General features: G+C 64.0%; 15 protein-coding genes. 9 read left to right on the top strand and 6 right to left on the bottom strand.

Annotation, left to right across the window (positions count from 1 at the left end; genetic code table 11):
* Window positions 1-52 precede the first annotated feature (52 nt).
* The 4 genes from NTD80_RS24045 to NTD80_RS24030 all read left to right on the top strand — a co-directional run bounded on the left by NTD80_RS24045 (window position 53) and on the right by NTD80_RS24030 (window position 6,809).
* On the top strand, window positions 53-1,639 hold the full coding sequence (locus NTD80_RS24045; RefSeq protein WP_262135261.1) for an arylsulfatase: 1,587 nt from the start codon (window positions 53-55) through the stop codon (window positions 1,637-1,639).
* Window positions 1,640-1,754: 115 nt separating this feature from the next.
* Entirely contained in the window at window positions 1,755-4,247 is a 2,493-nt protein-coding gene (locus tag NTD80_RS24040) for a fused MFS/spermidine synthase (protein ID WP_262135260.1), read from the top strand.
* A 43-nt stretch (window positions 4,248-4,290) separates the two neighbouring features.
* Window positions 4,291-5,838: a J domain-containing protein gene (locus NTD80_RS24035; RefSeq protein ID WP_262135259.1), complete on the top strand. Its 1,548-nt coding sequence runs from the start codon at window positions 4,291-4,293 to the stop codon at window positions 5,836-5,838.
* A complete protein-coding gene (locus tag NTD80_RS24030; RefSeq protein WP_262135258.1) occupies window positions 5,835-6,809 on the top strand; it encodes a YiiG family protein in 975 nt (324 codons plus the stop codon). Before NTD80_RS24035 ends, NTD80_RS24030 begins: the two co-directional genes overlap by 4 nt.
* A 3-nt stretch (window positions 6,810-6,812) precedes the next feature.
* Here NTD80_RS24030 and NTD80_RS24025 read toward each other — a convergent pair whose 3' ends face one another.
* Window positions 6,813-7,484 carry a DUF3313 domain-containing protein gene (locus tag NTD80_RS24025; RefSeq protein ID WP_120448650.1) on the bottom strand — a complete coding sequence of 224 codons (672 nt, stop codon included), beginning with the start codon at window positions 7,482-7,484 and terminating at the stop codon, window positions 6,813-6,815.
* 172 nt (window positions 7,485-7,656) lie between these two features.
* On the opposite strand from NTD80_RS24025, the gene NTD80_RS24020 reads away from it, so the two are divergent.
* Complete coding sequence (locus tag NTD80_RS24020) at window positions 7,657-9,870, top strand: tetratricopeptide repeat protein (protein ID WP_262135257.1); 2,214 nt, start codon at window positions 7,657-7,659, stop codon at window positions 9,868-9,870.
* Window positions 9,871-9,915: 45 nt separating this feature from the next.
* Here the strand turns inward: NTD80_RS24020 and NTD80_RS24015 are convergent, their stop codons facing one another.
* Window positions 9,916-10,410 (bottom strand): hypothetical protein, encoded by a 495-nt coding sequence (locus tag NTD80_RS24015; RefSeq protein WP_065905406.1) that lies wholly within the window; start codon window positions 10,408-10,410, stop codon window positions 9,916-9,918.
* A gap of 294 nt (window positions 10,411-10,704) precedes the next feature.
* On the opposite strand from NTD80_RS24015, the gene ccoN reads away from it, so the two are divergent.
* The 3 genes from ccoN to NTD80_RS24000 all read left to right on the top strand — a co-directional run bounded on the left by ccoN (window position 10,705) and on the right by NTD80_RS24000 (window position 13,126).
* Complete coding sequence (gene ccoN / locus NTD80_RS24010; RefSeq protein ID WP_262135256.1) at window positions 10,705-12,132, top strand: cytochrome-c oxidase, cbb3-type subunit I; 1,428 nt, start codon at window positions 10,705-10,707, stop codon at window positions 12,130-12,132.
* Window position 12,133: 1 nt separating this feature from the next.
* Window positions 12,134-12,343: a cbb3-type cytochrome c oxidase subunit 3 gene (locus NTD80_RS24005; protein ID WP_262135255.1), complete on the top strand. Its 210-nt coding sequence runs from the start codon at window positions 12,134-12,136 to the stop codon at window positions 12,341-12,343.
* Between the two features lie 90 nt (window positions 12,344-12,433).
* Window positions 12,434-13,126: an aspartate/glutamate racemase family protein gene (locus NTD80_RS24000; RefSeq protein WP_106803801.1), complete on the top strand. Its 693-nt coding sequence runs from the start codon at window positions 12,434-12,436 to the stop codon at window positions 13,124-13,126.
* Here NTD80_RS24000 and NTD80_RS23995 read toward each other — a convergent pair.
* The 4 genes from NTD80_RS23995 to NTD80_RS23980 form a co-directional block, all read right to left on the bottom strand.
* A complete protein-coding gene (locus tag NTD80_RS23995) occupies window positions 13,123-13,635 on the bottom strand; it encodes a GNAT family N-acetyltransferase (RefSeq protein ID WP_262135253.1) in 513 nt (170 codons plus the stop codon). The genes NTD80_RS24000 and NTD80_RS23995 overlap by 4 nt on opposite strands.
* Before the next feature lie 61 nt (window positions 13,636-13,696).
* Complete coding sequence (locus NTD80_RS23990) at window positions 13,697-14,767, bottom strand: DUF1176 domain-containing protein (protein WP_262135252.1); 1,071 nt, start codon at window positions 14,765-14,767, stop codon at window positions 13,697-13,699.
* A gap of 53 nt (window positions 14,768-14,820) precedes the next feature.
* Window positions 14,821-15,960: a glycerate kinase gene (locus tag NTD80_RS23985; RefSeq protein WP_106803798.1), complete on the bottom strand. Its 1,140-nt coding sequence runs from the start codon at window positions 15,958-15,960 to the stop codon at window positions 14,821-14,823.
* 91 nt (window positions 15,961-16,051) lie between these two features.
* On the bottom strand, window positions 16,052-17,158 hold the full coding sequence (locus NTD80_RS23980) for a sugar diacid recognition domain-containing protein (protein WP_120448657.1): 1,107 nt from the start codon (window positions 17,156-17,158) through the stop codon (window positions 16,052-16,054).
* Window positions 17,159-17,332: 174 nt separating this feature from the next.
* Between NTD80_RS23980 and NTD80_RS23975 the strand changes: the two genes are divergently transcribed.
* Window positions 17,333-18,643, top strand: a complete 1,311-nt coding sequence (locus NTD80_RS23975) for an MFS transporter (protein ID WP_106803796.1) — start codon at window positions 17,333-17,335, stop codon at window positions 18,641-18,643.
* The last annotated feature ends 70 nt before the right edge of the window (window positions 18,644-18,713 follow it).

Here is an 18,713-nt window from a genome sequence, read left to right as displayed (position 1 = left end):
AAAAACGTTGGTCGCAGGCAATGCGACTCAAGCCCTAGAAGGAGCAAGTCTTATGACTCGCATACGTAAGTGGCTGCCGAAGCTCGCCCTGGTGGCGGCTTCGGTGCTGGGGGCCTCGGCATCCGCCTGGGCCGCCGACAAGCCGAATATCCTGGTGATATTCGGCGATGATATCGGGCAGACCAATATCAGCGCCTATTCCATGGGCGTGGTGGGCTACAAGACCCCGAATATCGACCGGATCGCCAAAGAAGGCATGCTGTTCACCGACTACTACGCGGAGAACAGCTGCACGGCCGGGCGCTCGTCCTTTATCACTGGCCAGACGCCGTTGCGCACCGGCCTGTCGAAGGTGGGCATCCCGGGCGCGCCAATCGGCCTGCAAAAGCGTGATATCACCATCGCCCAGGCGCTCAAGTCGCTGGGCTACTCCACCGGGCAGTTCGGCAAGAACCACCTCGGTGACCGCGACGAATACCTGCCGACCAACCACGGTTTCGATGAGTTCTTCGGCAACCTGTACCACCTCAATGCCGAAGAAGAACCCGAGCGCCCCTACTGGCCCAAGGACGACGCGGAGTTCGTCAAGGCCAACACCCCGCGCGGGGTGATCCACAGCTTCGCCGACGGCAAGATCGAAGACACCGGCGCCTTGACCACCAAGCGCATGGAAACCATCGACGATGAAACCACCGCGGCGGCCCAGGCATTCATCAAGAAACAGGCCGAAGCCAACAAACCCTTCTTCGTGTGGATGAATACCACGCGCATGCACGTATTCACGCACGTGCGTGACTCGATAAAGGGCCAGAGCGGCATGCCCGGCAACGAGTACGCCGATGGCATGCTCGAACACGATGGCGATGTGGGCAAGCTCCTGCAAACCCTCGACGAGCTGAAAATCGCCGATAACACCATCGTCGTCTACACCACCGACAACGGCCCGAACCAGTTCTCCTGGCCGGACGCGGCGACCACGCCGTTCCGCAACGAGAAAGACTCCAACTGGGAAGGCGCCTACCGGGTGCCGGCGATCATCCGTTGGCCGGGCAAGGTCAAGGCGGGTGAAGTGTCCAACGAAATGGTCTCGGGACTGGACTGGTTCCCGACCCTGCTGGCCGCCGCCGGTGATGGCGACGTCAAGGACAAACTGCTCAAGGGCTGGGCGCCGACGGCCGGCGGCACCAACTTCAAGGTGCACCTGGACGGCTACAACCAACTGCCGTACATCACCGGCCAGCAACCCAAGGGCGCGCGTAACGAGTTCTTCTACTTCAACGATGATGGGGCACTGGTGGCGGTCCGCTTCGACAACTGGAAAGTAGTGTTCGCCGAACAGCGCCAGCCGGGTGGCTTCCGCGTCTGGAGCGAGCCCTTCGTGCAATTGCGGGTGCCGAAGATCTTCAACCTGAGGATGGACCCGTATGAACGCGCGGACGTGGTCTCCGACCAGTACTACGACTGGAGCACCAAGAACGTCTACCTCGGTGCGGTGGCGGTGACCAAATCGGCGAAGTTCCTCGAGACGTTCATCGAGTACCCGCCCAGCCAGAAACCGGCCAGCTTCAGCATCGACCAGATACGTGAAGCGGTGGACAAGAAAATCGAGGCGAAGATGAAGGCCGCGCCTGCGGGCTAGCGGTAACACTGTGCTCACCGCATGGGGTGGGCACATTCTGTGAATCACTGGAGATCACTGTGGGCGCCGGCTTGCGTGCGCCCACAGGTTCCTGCGCTTACCTTGGAATTCGGCAATGACCTCACGCACCGCCAGCAAGCCCATTGATGTGACCTCGTCCGCCGCAATCCTCGTTCCCGCCCTCCTCCTGTTTATCTCCGGCAGCGCCGCCCTGGTGTACCAGGTGTTGTGGATCAAGCAGCTGTCGCTGGTGGTCGGCGTGGAGGTGTATGCGATCACCACCGGGATCAGTGCGTTTTTCGCCGGGCTGGCCTTGGGCGGGCTGCTGTTCGGGCGCTTGGCGGACCGCTTTGCGCGGCCGCTGTTGTTGTATGCCGGGATTGAATTACTGGTCGCGGTCTTCGGCGTTGGTGCGACGCTGGCCCTGGGCATGGCGGCTGAACCGTTCGCCTGGCTGGAGCAGCGCATCGGCCTGCTCGCCTGGGCGCTGCCGTTCCTGGTGGTCGGTTTGCCGGCCCTGCTGATGGGCGGCACGCTGCCGGTACTGGTGCGTTCGCTGAACATCGACGCCAAGGGCCTGGGCCAGGCCGGTGGGCGCCTGTACGCGGCGAATACCGCGGGCGCGATTGCCGGGACCTTGCTGACCGCGTTTGTGCTGATCGCGCAATTCGGTGTGCGCGGCAGTGCACTGGCGGCGGCGCTGCTCAACCTGGTGGCGGCGCTGGGTGCGCTGCTGTCGGTGCGTCATCCGGTGGCGGTGCGGGTGCCGCCGGCCCATCGCGTGCAGCCGGCGCGGCTGGCACTGGTGTTGTACGCCATCGCCGGGGGCGTGGCGTTGGGGTATGAGGTGGTGTGGTCGCAGTCCATCGTGCAGTTCATGAGCACCCGTACCTACGCGTTTGCCGTGGTGCTGGCCACCTACCTTGGCGGGCTGTTTATCGGCAGCCAGTTGATGGCCCATCGGGTGCAGCGCCTGCGCGATCCCTGGGGTGTTTTTGGCCTGCTGATTGCCGGCGCGGGGCTGGTGGCGCTGCTGGAAATCGCCTTGCTCGGGCGTTGGCTGGTGCTGCTGCAAACCCAGGCCGAGGCGTTGGTGTTGAGCCTGGGCGGCAGTGAGTTGCCCGGGATGAGCGCGCGTTTTGCCGTGGCGGCGTTGTGCATCGTGTTTGTGCCGACACTGTTGCTCGGTGCGGCGTTCCCCGTGGCCTTGCGCCTGAGTGTCGGCAACCAGCAGGTCGGGCGCGATGTCGGTGCGGTGGTGGCCTTCAACACCCTCGGTGGGATTGTCGGGGTGATGCTGTGCGGCTTTGTGCTGATTCCCTGGCTGGGGCTGGTGCGCACCCTGGGCCTGTTGGCCGTGGTCGCCGGCATCGTGGGTTATTTGGCCGTACGTCGTGGCCATGGCGTGAAAAAAGGCCGGCGCCAGGCCGTGGTCGCAGTGGCGCTGGCGTCGCTGACGGTGGCGCTGCTGACGCCGGTGGACCGGCTCGCCAAGCTGCTGCCCGGCGCGCGCAATGCCAGCGTGGCGTTTTACCAGGAAGGACGTGGCGCGACGGTCGCGGTGGTCACCCAGGGCCAGGGCGCGCGGAGCTTCCAGCGCCTGTATATCCAGGGCGTGTCGAATACCGGTGACGCCATGCCGTCGCTGCGCTACATGCGCATCCAGGCATTGTTGCCGTTGTTGATTCATAACGCCGAGCCCAAGTCGGCGCTGGTAATCGGCTTCGGTACCGGCATCACCGCCGGTGCGCTGTTGCGCTATCCGGGCCTGGAGCAGCGTGTGGTTGCCGAGTTGTTGCCGGGCGTGGTGCAAGCCGCGCCGCTGTTCAAGGGCAACTACAACGCCGCGAGTGACCCGGGCGTGGAGGTACGCCTGCGCGACGGTCGCCAGGAACTGCTGCGCAACCCGCAAACCTATGACCTGATCACCCTGGAACCGCCGCCGCCCTCCGCTGCCGGCGTGGTCAACCTGTATTCCCAGGACTTCTACCAACTGGCGGCCTCGCGCCTGGGCAAACAGGGCCTGCTGGCGCAATGGCTGCCGTTGCCGACGCAGAATATCGACGATTCCCGTGCCTTGGTGCGCAGTTTCCTCAACGTATTCCCGTACGCCTCGCTGTGGACCAGTGAATTCCACGAGATGCTGCTGGTGGGCTCCCGCGCCCCCATCGAACTGGATGCCGAACGCATTCGCCAACGGTTCGCGCAACCCGGCGTCAGCAGCGCGCTGGCGGACGTCGGTATCGATTCGGCGGCCACGCTGCTGGCCACCTGGGTCACCGACCGCCAGGGTCTTGAGCGCTTTGCCGCCGATGCATTGCCGGTCACCGACGACCAGCCGCGCATCGAATACGCGCCATGGGTGCGCAGCAAGGAGATCACGCGGGTGCTGCCGGCGTTGCTCGACCTGCGCGTGCCGGCGCCGCTGGTCAATGCCGATGCAGCCTTCACCCGTACCGTGGCCGCCGAGCAGCAACGCCTGCTGCAGTTCTACCGCGCGAGCCTGCATGCCTACGACGGCGACCGCGATGCCTGGGGCCGGGATATTCGCGATGTATTGCAGCAAGACAGCGCCAACCCCTACTACCGCTGGTTTATCACCCCGTAAAACAGGTAATGTGCGCGCGATTGTTTAGGGAGTTGCACCGCACATGACTTGCTGGAATGTCCTTGGCCTGCCGCCGGATGCCGATAGCCGCACGATCAAGCGCACTTACGCGGCGCTGCTGAAGAAGACCCGGCCGGACGACGACCCCGAGGGTTTCCAGCGCCTGCGCGAAGCCTATGAGGCCGCGCTGACGTGGAGCGGGGACCCGCAGGAAGCCGACGAAGTCGTTATCGAGACCCAGGGCGAGACCCTGGCCGAGCGTTACCAGGCGGCGCTCGGTCATGGCGGCGCGCTGCACTTCGAAATCCACCTGCTGCTGCGCGACATCGAAGGCGACCTCAACCCCGAAGACACGCGCTGGGCCTTTGAAACGTTCAACTGGCTGACCGCCTGGCAGCGCCTGGAGTTGCCCGCCGAGCTGGTCGAAAAACTCGAGCGCAAGCACCGCGCGGCCTTGCAGCAACCGCTGCGCGAGGCTCTGCAGCACAAGGATGAGGCGGCGTTCCTGGCCGCTTATGCAGCGCGCGACGCGCACCCTTGGGTGAACAATCACCCACATGCCGAGTGGTTCAACCAGTGGCTGGCGCGGCTGCTGGCGCAGAGTCACTACTGGTCGAGCGCCGTATTCGAGGCAGTTTGCGCCGGCCAGCACTGGCACGGCGGCGCGGGTCATGACTGCCCGGCAGACGAGTGGACGCTGCTGTTGCGGCGCCAGCAAGCGCCGATCTTCATGGCGCGCCAGCGTGCCCTGGCGGCCGAAGCCCCCGACACCCCGCAACAACGGGCCGCGCGGTTGCTGCTGGCACCGCTGAGCCTGGGCCAGCGGCGTGCCTTCGCCCAGCGCCTCAACGAACACGACTGGAAAGCCTGCCAGGCGCTCAGCGCCGACATCTACGCCGACCACGTGGCCGAAGCCGAGGCGATGCCCGGCGGCACTGTGTATTTCTGGCAAGGCTGGGACACGGCGATGGACACCTGGCCGTGGATCGTCGCGCTGGTGCTGAGTTGCCTGGTCGGCGCGCTGGCAAAGGCCGAAACCCTGGCCGGCAACGTGGTACCGACGCTGGGCTACGGCGTGTTGTGGGCATTCGCCGCAGTGATCGGCGCCGGCGTGGCCTGGCAGGCCTGGCGCCCGCTGGCCCATCAGTACCGCGTGCTGGATGAGCAGCTCAGTCAACGCCTGCCCCGCTGGCTCAGCCCTACGCACTTGCCATTGCTACCGATACGGGACCTGGTGCCTGGACTGATCCTCGCGGCCACGCTGGGGTATGTCTTCAGCCCGCTTGCCAGCCTGACACTGGTGGCGGTGCTGGCGCTTATCGGCGTGATCAAGCGACCCTTGATGAACAGCCACACCCCGTGGACCGCGCGCAATCCGCGCTGGGCCGCACTGGGCATGGCACTGTTGGTGATCCTGGGGATTGTGCTGTACGCGGGCCTGGCCCTGCTCGACAGCCAGCACCGCGTCAGCCGCAACCAGGGCCTGCAACCCTGGACCGAACGCCTGTGCAGTCGCATGCCGCGCACCGACGCCGCGTGCCAGGCCCCCGCCACCGAGGCGCAGTGGTATGGACAGGAGGCTACGCAATGAATCCGAAATGGCTGGTGCCTATCGGCCTGGTGCTCGGCCTGGGCTTGCTCGGCGTGGCCGGCGCCACCAAACCGCTGCAATACGCCCAGTTGTGGCTCGACCAGCGCGACAGCCCCTACACCGCGGCGGCCAGCGCCATTGCGCCGATCATTGATTGCGTAAACCGCGTCGATCGCGAAACACGCCTGGCCTACTACTTCATGAGTACCGGGCAGGAGGAAGTGCGCAGCTACGATAAATTCGGTGACCGCAACGAGCCCGATGCCCGCTACATCCGCGCGTCGGTCTGCTCTGAGCTGTACACCCTGAAACTGCGGCGCCAGCAACCCGACAGCCCCCTGCTCGGGCCCGCCGCGACCTACGCGGCCAACCTGAACAGCTTCACCTCGCTGGCTGATCGGGTCACGCTGCCGGAGTGGACGTCTGCCGCGCAGCAAATCCTCGTCGAAGCCGTGAGAAAACAGTATGCGTTGCAACTGGCGCAGAAAGGCCAGGACTACCTGGCGGCCTCGACCGCGCTGCGCACGCCGCTGGAGCAGGCCGACATGGCGATGCGCCCGGCGCAGCTGGCGTTGATCGAGGCACGCTTCGGCCGGGACATGCACTGGCAGGTGCTCAATTACATGATCGCCGCGCGCCAGGCCGTGAACCAGATCGAGCAAGGCATGCGCGACGCCAGCCTGACGCCGCCTGCCGTGGCAGCCTTGGCCGACACCGTGCAACAGGCGGCAGACAGCGCCCGGGCCTATGTGCGTACCCATCCGGGCGACAAGCTCGACGAAGAAGCCCATTTTCTCTGGTACACCCTGAACGAGCCGGCCGACGCGTACCTGTCAGCCTTGCGCACGCTCACCCAACACTGGGACGAACACGCCCCACCGCAGCAACTGAGTGACGACTATTACCTCGTCACCCGCCGCTACGATGCCCTGCTCAGCTATTACAACAAACCGGCCAGGAATGCGTTTTAAGCGTCAGTGCTTTTTCAGCTTCAGGTAAGACTGATGCAGGTCCGATGCCCAGCCATCAATGACGCTTTTGACATCGTCGGCCTTCATCACCTGCGAGTCGTTCGCCAGTGGCTTGCCGGTGCCTTTGCGCACGACTTGGGCGAGCACCTTGCCACTGGCGCCGTCGAGGAACTGCGCCTCGGTGCCGAGGGTGGTTTCCTGGTCGCGGATGCCGGTGCCAGTACTCACCGCCGCCGCCACCAGGGCAACCGGAATGTACTCATACGGCTTGAGGGACTCGGTCTTGCTGCTTACCGCCGTAATCGCCGCACGCACCACAATCACGCCAGGGCCGGGGGCATTCGCCAGCGGCAATGACTTCGCCAGCTCACGCTTGAGCGCCTGGTTGTAGTAGGTGTTGATGCCATTGAGGGTGCTGTCCGGGATTTTCGCAGTGGCCTGGGGCTTGGGGTAGAACTGGGTCGGTTCGATGTACACCGCGTTGTAGCGACTCAGGTCCAGTTTGGGATCGACCCAGCGCATCACTTCGGCCCCCGAAGGCGACTGGGCCTCCTTGAGCTGGCTGTAGTCGGAGAGAAAGCCCGAGTACTCATCCGGTTGTGTGACCTTGCTGGCGCAACCGCTCATGGCGAGGGTTGCGATGCACACGGTGCTGATCATTAGCCTTAGTTTCATCATTGAACTCCCTGGCGGTCTTCGTCAAAACACTGAGCTGTAGGTATAGCCAATCCTGGCGAAATAGTGCTTTTTTCACCTGCCCGTTTGACAGGACTGTGGCTAGCGTCAAAGCTGCACGGAGCTTAAGCACGCCGTAGAGCGTCCATGCATCAAGACAGCGGAAGTCGGAATGCCCAAGCCCAAACAAGCACCTGTCGTACCCCACCGTGATTCGCCCCGTCGTTACCTGTACCCCGTGCTGATTGTGCTGCTGTTGGCGGCAATGGCCGGGATCTGGTTTTTCCTGCAGGCCAGCACGCCTCGGTTACCGGCTCCGGCGCCCGTGGCGGCAGCCAAACCGGTGGTCATCGCGCGCCCTGCGCAACTGGTCGACGAGCAGCAGTGCCAGGGCTGCCACCAGGCCCAGGCCAAGGACTGGCAAGGCTCGCACCACCAACTGGCGATGCAGCCCGCCACGCCGCAGACGGTCCCGGCGGATTTCAACAACGCCTCGTTCAGCGCCGAAGGTGAAACCACGCGGTTCTATCAACGCGGCGATGAGTTCTGGGTCAACACCCCGGGCAGCGATGGCAAGGCGGCCGACTTCAAGGTGGCCTACACCTTTGGCATCGCGCCGTTGCAGCAATATCTGCTCGAAGTCGGCGACGGGCGCTTGCAGGCCCTGGGCGTGGCCTGGGATACACAGAATGGCCGCTGGTTTCATCTCTATCCAGGCCAAGGCGTCAACTTCAAGAACCCGTTGCACTGGAGCAAACCCAACCAGAACGCCAACTTCATGTGCGTGGAATGTCACACCACCGGCTACAAACGCAACTTCGATGCGCTCAACAACCGCTTTAACAGTCAATGGAACAGCCTCGGCGTGGGCTGCCAGGCCTGTCATGGCCCTGCCTCCAACCACCTGCAGTGGACCGCCAAAAACACTGATGCGGTGCACGCCGGGTTTGCCGTGGATTTGAAAGACAAGGACGCCACCGTCGAACTCGAAACCTGCGCCCGCTGCCATGCACGCCGTGCGCCGCTGGGCGATGGTTTCACCGTGGGCAAGCGCCTGATGGACGACTACCTGCCCAGCGTGTTGACCCGCGAGCTGTATGCCCTGAACGGCAAGATCAAGGACGAAGTGTTTGAACACGGCTCGTTCGCCCAAAGCAAAATGGCCGAAAAAGGCGTGCGCTGCAGCAATTGCCACAACCCCCACAGCGCCGAGCTCAAGGCCCCAGGCAATGGCGTATGCCTGCAGTGCCATAACCCGGCAGGCAAAACCCCGATCGCTACGGTGGACGGGCGTGGCTTGCAGGCAAAAAACTACGAGTCCAGCGAACACACGCGGCTGCCACCAGGGCAACCCGGTTCGTTCTGCGTCGATTGCCATATGCCCGGCAAGTTCTACATGGGCAACGATTTGCGGCACGACCACAGCTTCAGCATCCCCGCCGGCGCGCGTGACGTACTGCGCGCTCCCAGCTACGCGGACAGCATGGCGCTGATTCGCGGGGGCCAGCCCGGTGCGGCCCAGGCGCTGTATGACCAACTGGCGCGCAGCAACCTGCCGGCGATCCAGCGCGCGACGATGTTGATGGAGTTGCCCAACTACCCGAGCGAACAAGCGCTGAAGCTGGCAACCAGGGACCTGGCCAACGCCGCCCCGCAGGTGCGCGAAAGTGCCGTGCGTGCGGTCAGCGCGTTGTTGCCGCCACCGGAGCGTGTCGCGCTGTATGGGCCATTGCTCAAGGATCCGGTGCGCGCCGTGCGCATCCTCGCCGCGCGCGATCTGCTGAGTGTGCCGGGACAGGGCCCGGCCTGGGACAAGGCCATCGCCGAATACGAACAGGTGCAGTTGAGCCTGCAGGAACGCGCCGAAGCCAACCTCAACCTGGCGATGCTCTACCAGGCCAGCGGCCGTGGCGACCGGGTCGAGGCGCAGCTGCGCGCCGCGTTATTGCGCGATCCGGACTTTTTCCCGGCATTGGTGACCCTCGCCCAGTGGCTTGAAGCCAATGGTCGCGCGGACGAAGCACGCGCGTTGATCGCCGAGCAGCTGGCACTGCACCCCGACGCGCCGCTGTTGCAGCACACCCAGGGCTTGATGCGGATTCGCGCTGGCGACACCGCCAAGGCCATGCCCTACCTGCGCCAAGCGGCACGACTGGACCCGGCCAACGCCCAGTTTGCGTACGTACTGGCCGTGGCCCTGCATGACAGCGGTCAGGTCGAGCCAGCCTGCGAGCAGTTGGAAGACCTGCTCAAGCGTCAGCCCTATCACCGCACTGCGCGGCTGTCGCTGATCCAGTACTACCTGGAAAATGGCCAGGAACCCAAGGCGCAGGCCGTGCTGCAAAGCTGGAAGGCGCTCAACCCCGGCGACCCGGCGCTGAAATAGACACGTCCTCAGTCGGCACCGACGTGCCGGCGAACGGCGTGTGCCTCAGCCGCGTTCGCGCGGAATCAGGCTCTGCAATTGCGAGGCGAGGAAGTTGGCGTCGAAGGCAAAAGTGTCCGGGTCTTTCAGGCCGTTGGTTTTCTTCCAGATCCAGTCATTTTTATCCGCCGCCAGCACCAGCGACACACTGCCGTGGCGCGCAGCGGTCAGGCCCATCACGGCCACGGAAATCAAGCCGCCCACGCCCATCACGTCCGGCACGAACTCCACCGGTTTGCCGGTGATCTGCACGGTCAGCTTCTCGGTCTTGAAGGTCGAGGCCTCGACCGGCACGCTCGGCCCGCTGGCCACATAGGGCTCACGGTGGACCTCGAGCAACCCCACCTGCTTGACCGGTTCGAGCCACTGCTCGATCTGCCCGAACAACTCGCTGAGCTTGTGCGTCCAGCGCGCCGACTGCAGGTCAAATTGTTGTTTTTTGTGCGCTTCGCTATCAGCGTAATGACGAAGCATCTCGCCCAGTTGCTGTACATCGTCCATTGCGGATTTCCTTGGGTGAGCCAGATTGCGAAGCCTGATCATGGCAGATGCGGCCACTCACCGTACGATTAACACCGCTAAACCCGTGGGCGCGCTGGGGCGGCGGTAACTATGCACCTGCGGCGCAGGTCGTAGAAGATCCAGGCCCGGCGATAAAAACCGGATCAGATCGCGCGCGAGCCGTGTTTTCAGCCCAAATCAACTGATCCGCTGTAATCAGGTTTTTCTGAGCCTGTTTTGTTTTTCCGCTGTTTCCTACAGTGCCCGCCACTTGGAACCGTGGGAGGACTGAGCATGAGTACAGCAACAACCGGGCAGGCCTATAACTATAAAGTCGTCCGCCAATTCGTGATCGCCACCCTTGTGTGGGGCGTGGTGGGCATGGCCATGGGCGTGTGGATCGCCTCGCAACTGGTCTGGCCCGAGATGAACCTGGACCTGCCGTGGACCACCTTCGGCCGGTTGCGACCGTTGCACACCAGCCTGGTGATCTTCGGCTTTGCCGGCAGCGCACAATTTGCCGCCAGCTACTACGCGGTGCAGCGCACCTGCCAGGTCCGGCTATTTTCCGACAGCCTCGCCGCGTTTACCTTCTGGGGCTGGCAGTCGGTGATTGTGATCATGCTGGTCAGCCTGCCGCTGGGCTACACCACCACCAAGGAATACGCCGAGATCGAGTTTACCGGCGCAGTGTGGATGACGGTGGTGTGGGTCGCCTATGCGGTGGTGTTTTTTACCACCGTGGTCCAGCGCAAAACTCGGCATATCTACGTCGGCAACTGGTTCTTTGGCGCGTTTATCCTGGTGATCGCCATGTTGCATGTGGCCAATCACCTGGCGATCCCGGTGGACTGGTTCAAGTCCTATCCGCTGTATTCGGGGGCTACCGACGCCATGGTGCAGTGGTGGTACGGGCATAACGCCGTGGGATTTTTCCTGACTACCGGCTTTCTTGGGATGATGTACTACTTCGTACCGAAACAGGTCGGACGTCCGGTGTATTCCTATCGCCTGTCCATCGTGCACTTCTGGGCGCTGATCACCCTGTACATCTGGGCCGGCCCTCACCACCTGCACTACACCGCCCTGCCGGACTGGGCGCAATCGCTCGGCATGGCAATGTCGCTGATCCTGCTCGCGCCCAGCTGGGGCGGGATGATCAACGGCATGATGACCCTGTCCGGCGCCTGGCATAAATTGCGCACCGACCCGATCCTGCGCTTTCTGGTGCTGTCCCTGGCGTTCTACGGCATGTCGACCTTTGAAGGGCCGATGATGGCGATCAAGACCGTCAACGCCCTCTCCCACTACACCGACTGGACCATCGGCCACGTGCATGCCGGCGCCCTGGGCTGGGTCGCGATGATCACGTTCGGCTCGCTGTACCACATGATCCCCAAGGTGTTTGGCCGCGAGCAGATGCACAGCGTGGCGTTGATCAACCTGCACTTCTGGCTGGCGACCATCGGCACAGTGCTGTACATCGCCTCGATGTGGGTCAACGGCATTACGCAGGGCCTGATGTGGCGGGCAGTCAACGACGACGGCACCCTCACCTACTCGTTTGTCGAAGCCTTGCAGGCCAGCCACCCGGGATTTGTAGTGCGCTTTGCGGGTGGGGTGTTTTTTCTGACGGGTATGTTGCTGATGGCCTACAACACTTGGCGCACCGTGCGGGTCGCCGACCTGCGCTTGGCCCAGCTTGATGCGCGGATTGCTTGAGATGTGGGGTTTTCTGATGGTCCTGTGCCTGTATGCGTCGGTGGAGTACTGCCTGCGTGGGCAATCCGAGAGCAGCCTGGATGATGCCAGTCTGCTGCCGTTCGCCGACGACCCGGAAGTCGCGCAGCGGGTGGAGTTGGCCACCGGCAAACGCATCCAGGCGGTGGCCCCGGAAGAACCCAGGCCGGGGTGGGTCAACCAGGACATGTAAAACTGCACCGGTCATTTGGCTGACAACTGCGTATGACTATTCGGCAGCCGCTGGGTAAGGTGAAGCGACTTTCCTTGTCAGGAGCATCGCATGCGCACCATCGGCCTTATCGGCGGCATGAGCTGGGAGTCCAGCGCCGAGTACTACCGCATCATCAACCAGCGCGTGCGCGACCAGCTCGGCCCGCTGCGCTCGGCGCAACTGTTGATGTACAGCGTGGATTTCGGCCCGATGGAACAAGCCCAGCATGCCGGGCGCTGGGATGACGCCGCGCTGATCCTCGAAGATGCCGCGCTTCGCCTGCAGGCCGGGGGCGCCGAGTGTGTGGTGTTGTGTACCAACACCATGCATTTGGTCGCGCCGCGCATCGAGGCGGCAGTGTCGATTCCCTTCCTGCATATCGCCGACGCGGCCGGCGCCGCTGCCGTGGCCGCCGGCACGCTGACCGTCGGCTTGCTTGGCACGGCATTCACCATGGAGCGGGACTTTCTCAAGGCGCGCCTCGCCGCCCAGGGCCTGACCGTGCTGGTGCCCGACGCCGACGAGCGCCAGGCCGTGCACCGGATCATCTATGACGAGTTGTGTGTCGGCGTGATCAGCGATGCGTCACGCGCGGTCTACCTGCGGGTGATCGAAGGCCTGGCCGCACGGGGCGCCCAGGCGATCATCCTCGGTTGCACGGAAATCAGCCTGCTGGTCAAGCCCGAGCACAGCACGCTGCCGCTGCTGGACACCACCGAGCTGCATGCACAGGCTGCGGTGGCGTTTGCACTGCAGGATTAAGCCGATTGGCGCAGGCGCGCCATGCTCAAGGTGTCGACAAAAACACCGTCACGCAGGGCGTAGTCGCGCATGTGCCCTTCGACTTCGAAGCCAAACTTGCGATACAGGTGATGCGCGGCTTCGTTGTCGGCGTACACCGTCAGTTCCACGCGGCGCAGGTTCATCCAGTTGTCGGCCACGTCCAGCGCGGCGGCCAACAAGCGCGAACCGACGCCCTTGCCCTGCCAGGCCGGAGCCACGCCCATGCCGAACGAGCCGACATGCGCCCGGCGCACGCGCGGGTACTGTTCCAGGCCCAGCTGGCCAATGACCTCGCCGCCCTGCACGGCGACCAGTTGTAGCCGGCGCTCATTGTCGGTGACCAGCTTGTTGCGCCAGGCCTCTACCGACTGAAACGGCATCTGCAGCACCTGTCGGCACACGGCCGGATCGTTATAGAGCGCAGCCACGCCTTCGAGGTGGGTTTCGCCAAAGCGCTGGATCACGATATGCGGTTCAGGGGCGTGCATGGTGTTTCATCCTTTGAAAGACACGTGGCCGACCAGTGTAGAGGCCATACGCGCTGCCTGGCTAGGGCGCCGGCAGGGTTGTCCACAACGCCGGCCAATCCCCGTAGGGGGTCCCGGTGCAGCGCGGCATCATCTTAAACTCACGCAACTGGAACGCCTTGCCGTCAAAGACCCAGACCCCGCCCGCACCGCAATCACCGATCCCGCGCAGCTTGTAGAAATAACTCAAGGTGCCGGTGGTTTCGTCATACCCCACGGAGCCTTCGAACGCGGCGCCGTCCAACGGCAAAGGCTGAATGCTCAGCAACGTTTCGGTGTAAGGCGACTTGCGCTCACGGCTGCTGATTTCGTACTCGCAGTTGTAGGCCGCGCAGTCAGTGCGCACCACCATCATGGCCTGGTCGGCACTCAAGGCCCCGGCCTCGGCGTCGGGTTTCATTTCAGTGTCGGTGTTGGTCAGCGCCTTGATCGCCGCTGCAGCCAGGCCGGCCTGTTCTTGCGCGGTCAGTGCGGGGGCGGTCGGGAACTTGCGCAGCACCGGGGTCGGCTGGCGAGCCGGCACCTCGCTGGCAGCGGCCTTGCCCGGCCGGGCCAGCGCGGTGACGTTGTCTACCCGCCCCTGCACCGCGTCCATCAACAACAGCGAAGCACTCAGCCCGCTCAGCGACACCTTCGCGTTGTCATCGCCGAGCAATTGCAGGCGCTGGCCATTGCGCAACCGCTGCAACCAGCGCCGCGCCGGCGCGTCCTCGATGACGCTGTAGAAGTGCATCTCGGGATCGCCGCCTTCATCGTCCAGCTCCACATGCAAGTCGCGCGTCAATGCCTGCCCCAAGGGTTGGCCATCCAGCAGCAAGGTGGAAAGGTCGAGGTCTTCGCCGCGGTGATCAAAGCGCAGGCGCAAGTACCCTTCGGGGCCTGCCTGGTGAAAGATATGCAGGGTCAGCGAACTGTAGTCTTCTTCATCGACGCCGCTGGGTGAACTGAGCGCGTGGCAATTGCGCAAGTTGTCGCAACCGGTGACCCAGTTTTTGATTTCCCGCAGCAGCGGTACGGTTTCAGTCGCGGGTTGGGCGAGGACGTGAGGGCTGATACCAGCCAGCAGCATGGCCAGGAATGCGGGGCGCAGCATGGGGACTCTCCGTGTCAAAAAGGCGCGGATTGTCCCATGTTCAAGGGTTCAAGTCAGCGCCCGGCAGCCGTGCGCCATACCCGCGCAATATCCGCCGCGCGCTCGGCCAACAATCGCGGGGCTTCACTGCAGGCCTGCTCCAGGCTCATCGGGCCCGATGGCAAGGCAAACGCGGCATTCACACCGTGGGCGTACATCTGTTCGTAGCCATCGCCCAGGGTGCCAGCGATGACAATCACCGGCACCCCATGTTGGCGGGCAATGCGCGCGACCCCGAACGGGGTTTTGCCGCGCAGGGTCTGGGCGTCGAAGCGGCCTTCACCAGTGATCACCAGGTCGGCGCCCCGTACAGCGTCGTCCAGGCCGACCAGCTCGGCGACCACGTCCACCCCGGCCCGGAACTGCGCCCCGAGAAACGCCTTGGCGGCAAAACCCAGGCCGCCGGCGGCGCCGCTGCCGGGCTCATCGCGTACATCCTTGGGCAACACCTGGGCGCATTGGTCGGCGAAGTGCCCGAGGGCGGCGTCCAGCTGCTGCACCTGCTCGGGATTGGCGCCTTTTTGCGGACCGAAAATCGCCGACGCGCCATGGGGGCCGCACAGTGGATTATTCACATCGGCGGCGATTTCAAAGCGTACCTGCGCCAGCCGTGGGTCAAGGTTCTCCAGGCTGATCCGCGCCAGTCCAGCCAAGGCCAAGCCACCGGGCGCCAGGGCCTGGTGATCGGCGTCGAACAATTGCACGCCGAGCGCCTGCATCGCGCCGGCCCCGCCATCGTTGGTGGCGCTGCCGCCAATCGCCAGGATGATGCGCTGGGCACCCAGGTCGAGGGCGGCGCGGATCAGCTCACCGGTGCCGAACGTACTGCTGCTGCAGGCGTCCCGCTGGCCCGGCGGCACCAGTTGCAGGCCGCTGGCTTCGGCCATTTCGATAATCGCGGTGTGGCTGTCAGCCAACCACCCCCAACGCGCTTGCACCGTGGCCCCCAACGGGCCCCGCACCGCCTGGCGCCGCAACTCGCCGTTGCAGGCCGCGAGCACCGCATCCACCGTCCCTTCACCACCGTCCGCCATGGGGCACAAGACGCTCTGCGCATCCGGCCAGACCTGCGCCAGCCCGGCGGCAATGGCCTGGGCGACGCCCTCGGCACTCAGGCTGTCCTTGAACGAGTCGGGGGCGATGATGATTTTCATGGGCTTTCTCCGGTTTTTATGACGCCCATGCTGCCAGTTGGCTTCGGGAATGACGCCGGTCTGATGCACAAGTCTGGCTCAGGTTTGTTGTTCATTCCGACAAAGCCTGGGGCAGCAGCTGTACGCCGAGGTACAGCGCCAGCATGCCGTCCAGGGTCAGCGGATCAACGCCGCTCAGCTCAGCGATGCGCTCCATGCGATAACGCAGGCTATTGCGATGAATGCCGAGGGCGTCGGCGCACGCCTGGCTTTGCCCGTCGTGGTCGCACCAACTGCGCAAGGTCGCGAGCAACTGGCCGTTGGTGTCTTTCGCCAGCACCTTGTGCAGAGGCTTGAGCAATTCGTCCAGGGCATCATCGTTGCGATGGCGCCAGAGCATGACGGGCAGGCGATAACGGTTGAGGGTCAGCAGCCGCGATTGCGGCAGGATATCGCGCCCATACGCGAGCAGATCACCGACACGCCGGTAACAGCGGCGCAGCCCCGCCAAGCCATCGGCTTGCCCGCCCACGGCCACGCGCAGAATGTGCCAACCAAGGCCTTCGAGCTTTTCCAACAAGCGCGGATTGTCGACCTGCAGCGCGGCGGGCCGGCACCACAGCAGCGAAAACTGCGCCGAGCTGACACACCAGCTGTCCGGATAGCGCGAGGTCAGCCAGGCACTCAACGCCTCCGCCGATTGCCCCACACCCAGCTCGAACAAGTACGGGGTGCGCGGCAGCTGCGGCTTGAGGCCCAGTTGTTGCGCCTCGTCCACCAGGCGCGGCGAGTCGCCAGTGTCGGCGAGCAGCAAGGCCAGCAAGTCATCGCAGCGCTGGCGTCGCCATTGCTGTTCGACCTGCTGGTGCCGATGGCTGACGAGCATCTCGGCGGTCATGCGCACCAGCTCGGCGTAAGTGCGCAGCCCTTCCGGCTCACCGGTGATGCCCAGCACGCCGATCAGACGCTGGTCGTGCATCAGCGGCAGGTTGATGCCCGGCTGCACGCCCTTGAGGTGCTTGGCGGTCTGCCCGTCGATCTCGACCACGCGCCCATTGGCCAGGACCAGTTGCGCGCCCTCGTGGCGGGTATTGATGCGCTCCGGTTCACCGCTGCCAAGGATCAGGCCCTGGCTGTCCATGACATTGACGTTGTGCGGCAGGATCGCCATGGTGCGATCGACGATATCCTGAGCCAGGTCATGATCCAGCTCGAACATGGGGCCATCTCCTTGAAAGAAGTGCTTGAAAACGCAGGTTGTTCATCAGCACAGCGCAATTGATGCTTCACTGTGCGCAAGCACAAAGACAGCACCCTGCCACGTGGCTGAGACTCTTTGGGCGATCAACGTTACCTGCGCATCGCGAAAAATCATAATAAAGAGAGACTCCCCATGTCACAGAGCGCCGCTGCCACACTGGCCACCGATGACGATAAAAACGCCATCTACAAGCGCATTACCCTGCGCCTGATCCCCTTCATTTTCATCTGCTATCTGTTCAACTACCTCGACCGGGTAAACGTTGGCTTCGCCAAGTTGCAGATGCTCGATGCATTGAAATTCAGCGAAACCGTGTACGGCCTGGGTGCCGGGATCTTCTTTATCGGCTACGTGCTGTGCGGCGTGCCGAGCAACCTGGCGCTGACCAAATTCGGTCCGAGGCGCTGGATCGCGCTGATGATGATCGTCTGGGGCACCTTGTCCACCTGTCTGCTGTTCGTCACCACGCCGACGCATTTCTACACCCTGCGCCTGTTTACCGGTGCCGCCGAAGCCGGCTTCTTCCCGGGTGTGGTGCTGTACCTCTCGCAGTGGTTCCCGACCTTCCGCCGTGGGCGGATCATGGCGCTGTTCATGTCGGCGATCCCGGTGTCCGGCTTGCTCGGCAGCCCGTTTTCCGGCTGGATCCTCAACCACTTCGCCGCCGGCCAAGGCGGCCTGGCGGGCTGGCAGTGGATGTTCCTGCTGCAGGGCATCCCGACCGTGATCCTCGGCGCCCTCGCCTACTTCCTGCTCAGCGACAGCTTCGCCAACGCCAAGTGGCTCACGCCGCACGAACGCGCGGTGCTGGAAGCCGACCAGGCGACGGACCTGGCGAACAAGCCGAAAACCACCACCGACTCGTTGGCGGAAGTGTTCAAGAATCCGGCGATCTGGGCGTTCGGCCTGATTTACTTCTGCATCCAGAGCGGCGTGTACGCGATCAACTTCTGGCTGCCGTCGATCATCAAGAACCTGGGGTTCAGCGATAACCTGGTGATTGGCTGGCTCAGCGCGATCCCTTACCTGCTGGCCGCAGTCTTCATGTTGCTGGTCGGTCGTTCGGCGGACTTGCGCAAAGAGCGCCGCTGGCACTTGGTGGTGCCGATGTTGATGGGCGCGATTGGCCTGGTGATCGCGGTGAATTTCGCCACCACCCCGGCCATTGCCATCCTCGGCCTGACCATCGCAACGATGGGCGCCCTCACCGGCCTGCCGATGTTCTGGCCAGTGCCGACCGCCATGCTCAGTGCAGGTGCGGCGGCGGGTGGTTTGGCGTTGATCAACTCCATGGGGCAGATGGCCGGCTTCCTCAGCCCGTATATCGTCGGCTTTGTGAAAGATGCCACCGGCTCCACGGATGTGGCGCTGTACCTGCTGGCGGCGGTGATTGTTGCCGGTAGTGTGCTCGCGCTGCGCATGACCCGTACCTTGAAGGCGTAACACGATCAATGTGGGAGCCGGGGTGGGGGGGGGGGGGGGGGGGGGTTTGCCCCCGCCGGGGGGCGCCGCG

It is taken from the genome of Pseudomonas sp. 13B_2.1_Bac1, assembly GCF_025466155.1.
Classification (GTDB): Bacteria; Pseudomonadota; Gammaproteobacteria; order Pseudomonadales; family Pseudomonadaceae; genus Aquipseudomonas; species Aquipseudomonas aylmerensis.
Note: the sequence above shows the minus strand (reverse complement) of the source record. Positions and strands in the feature narration are given on the sequence as shown.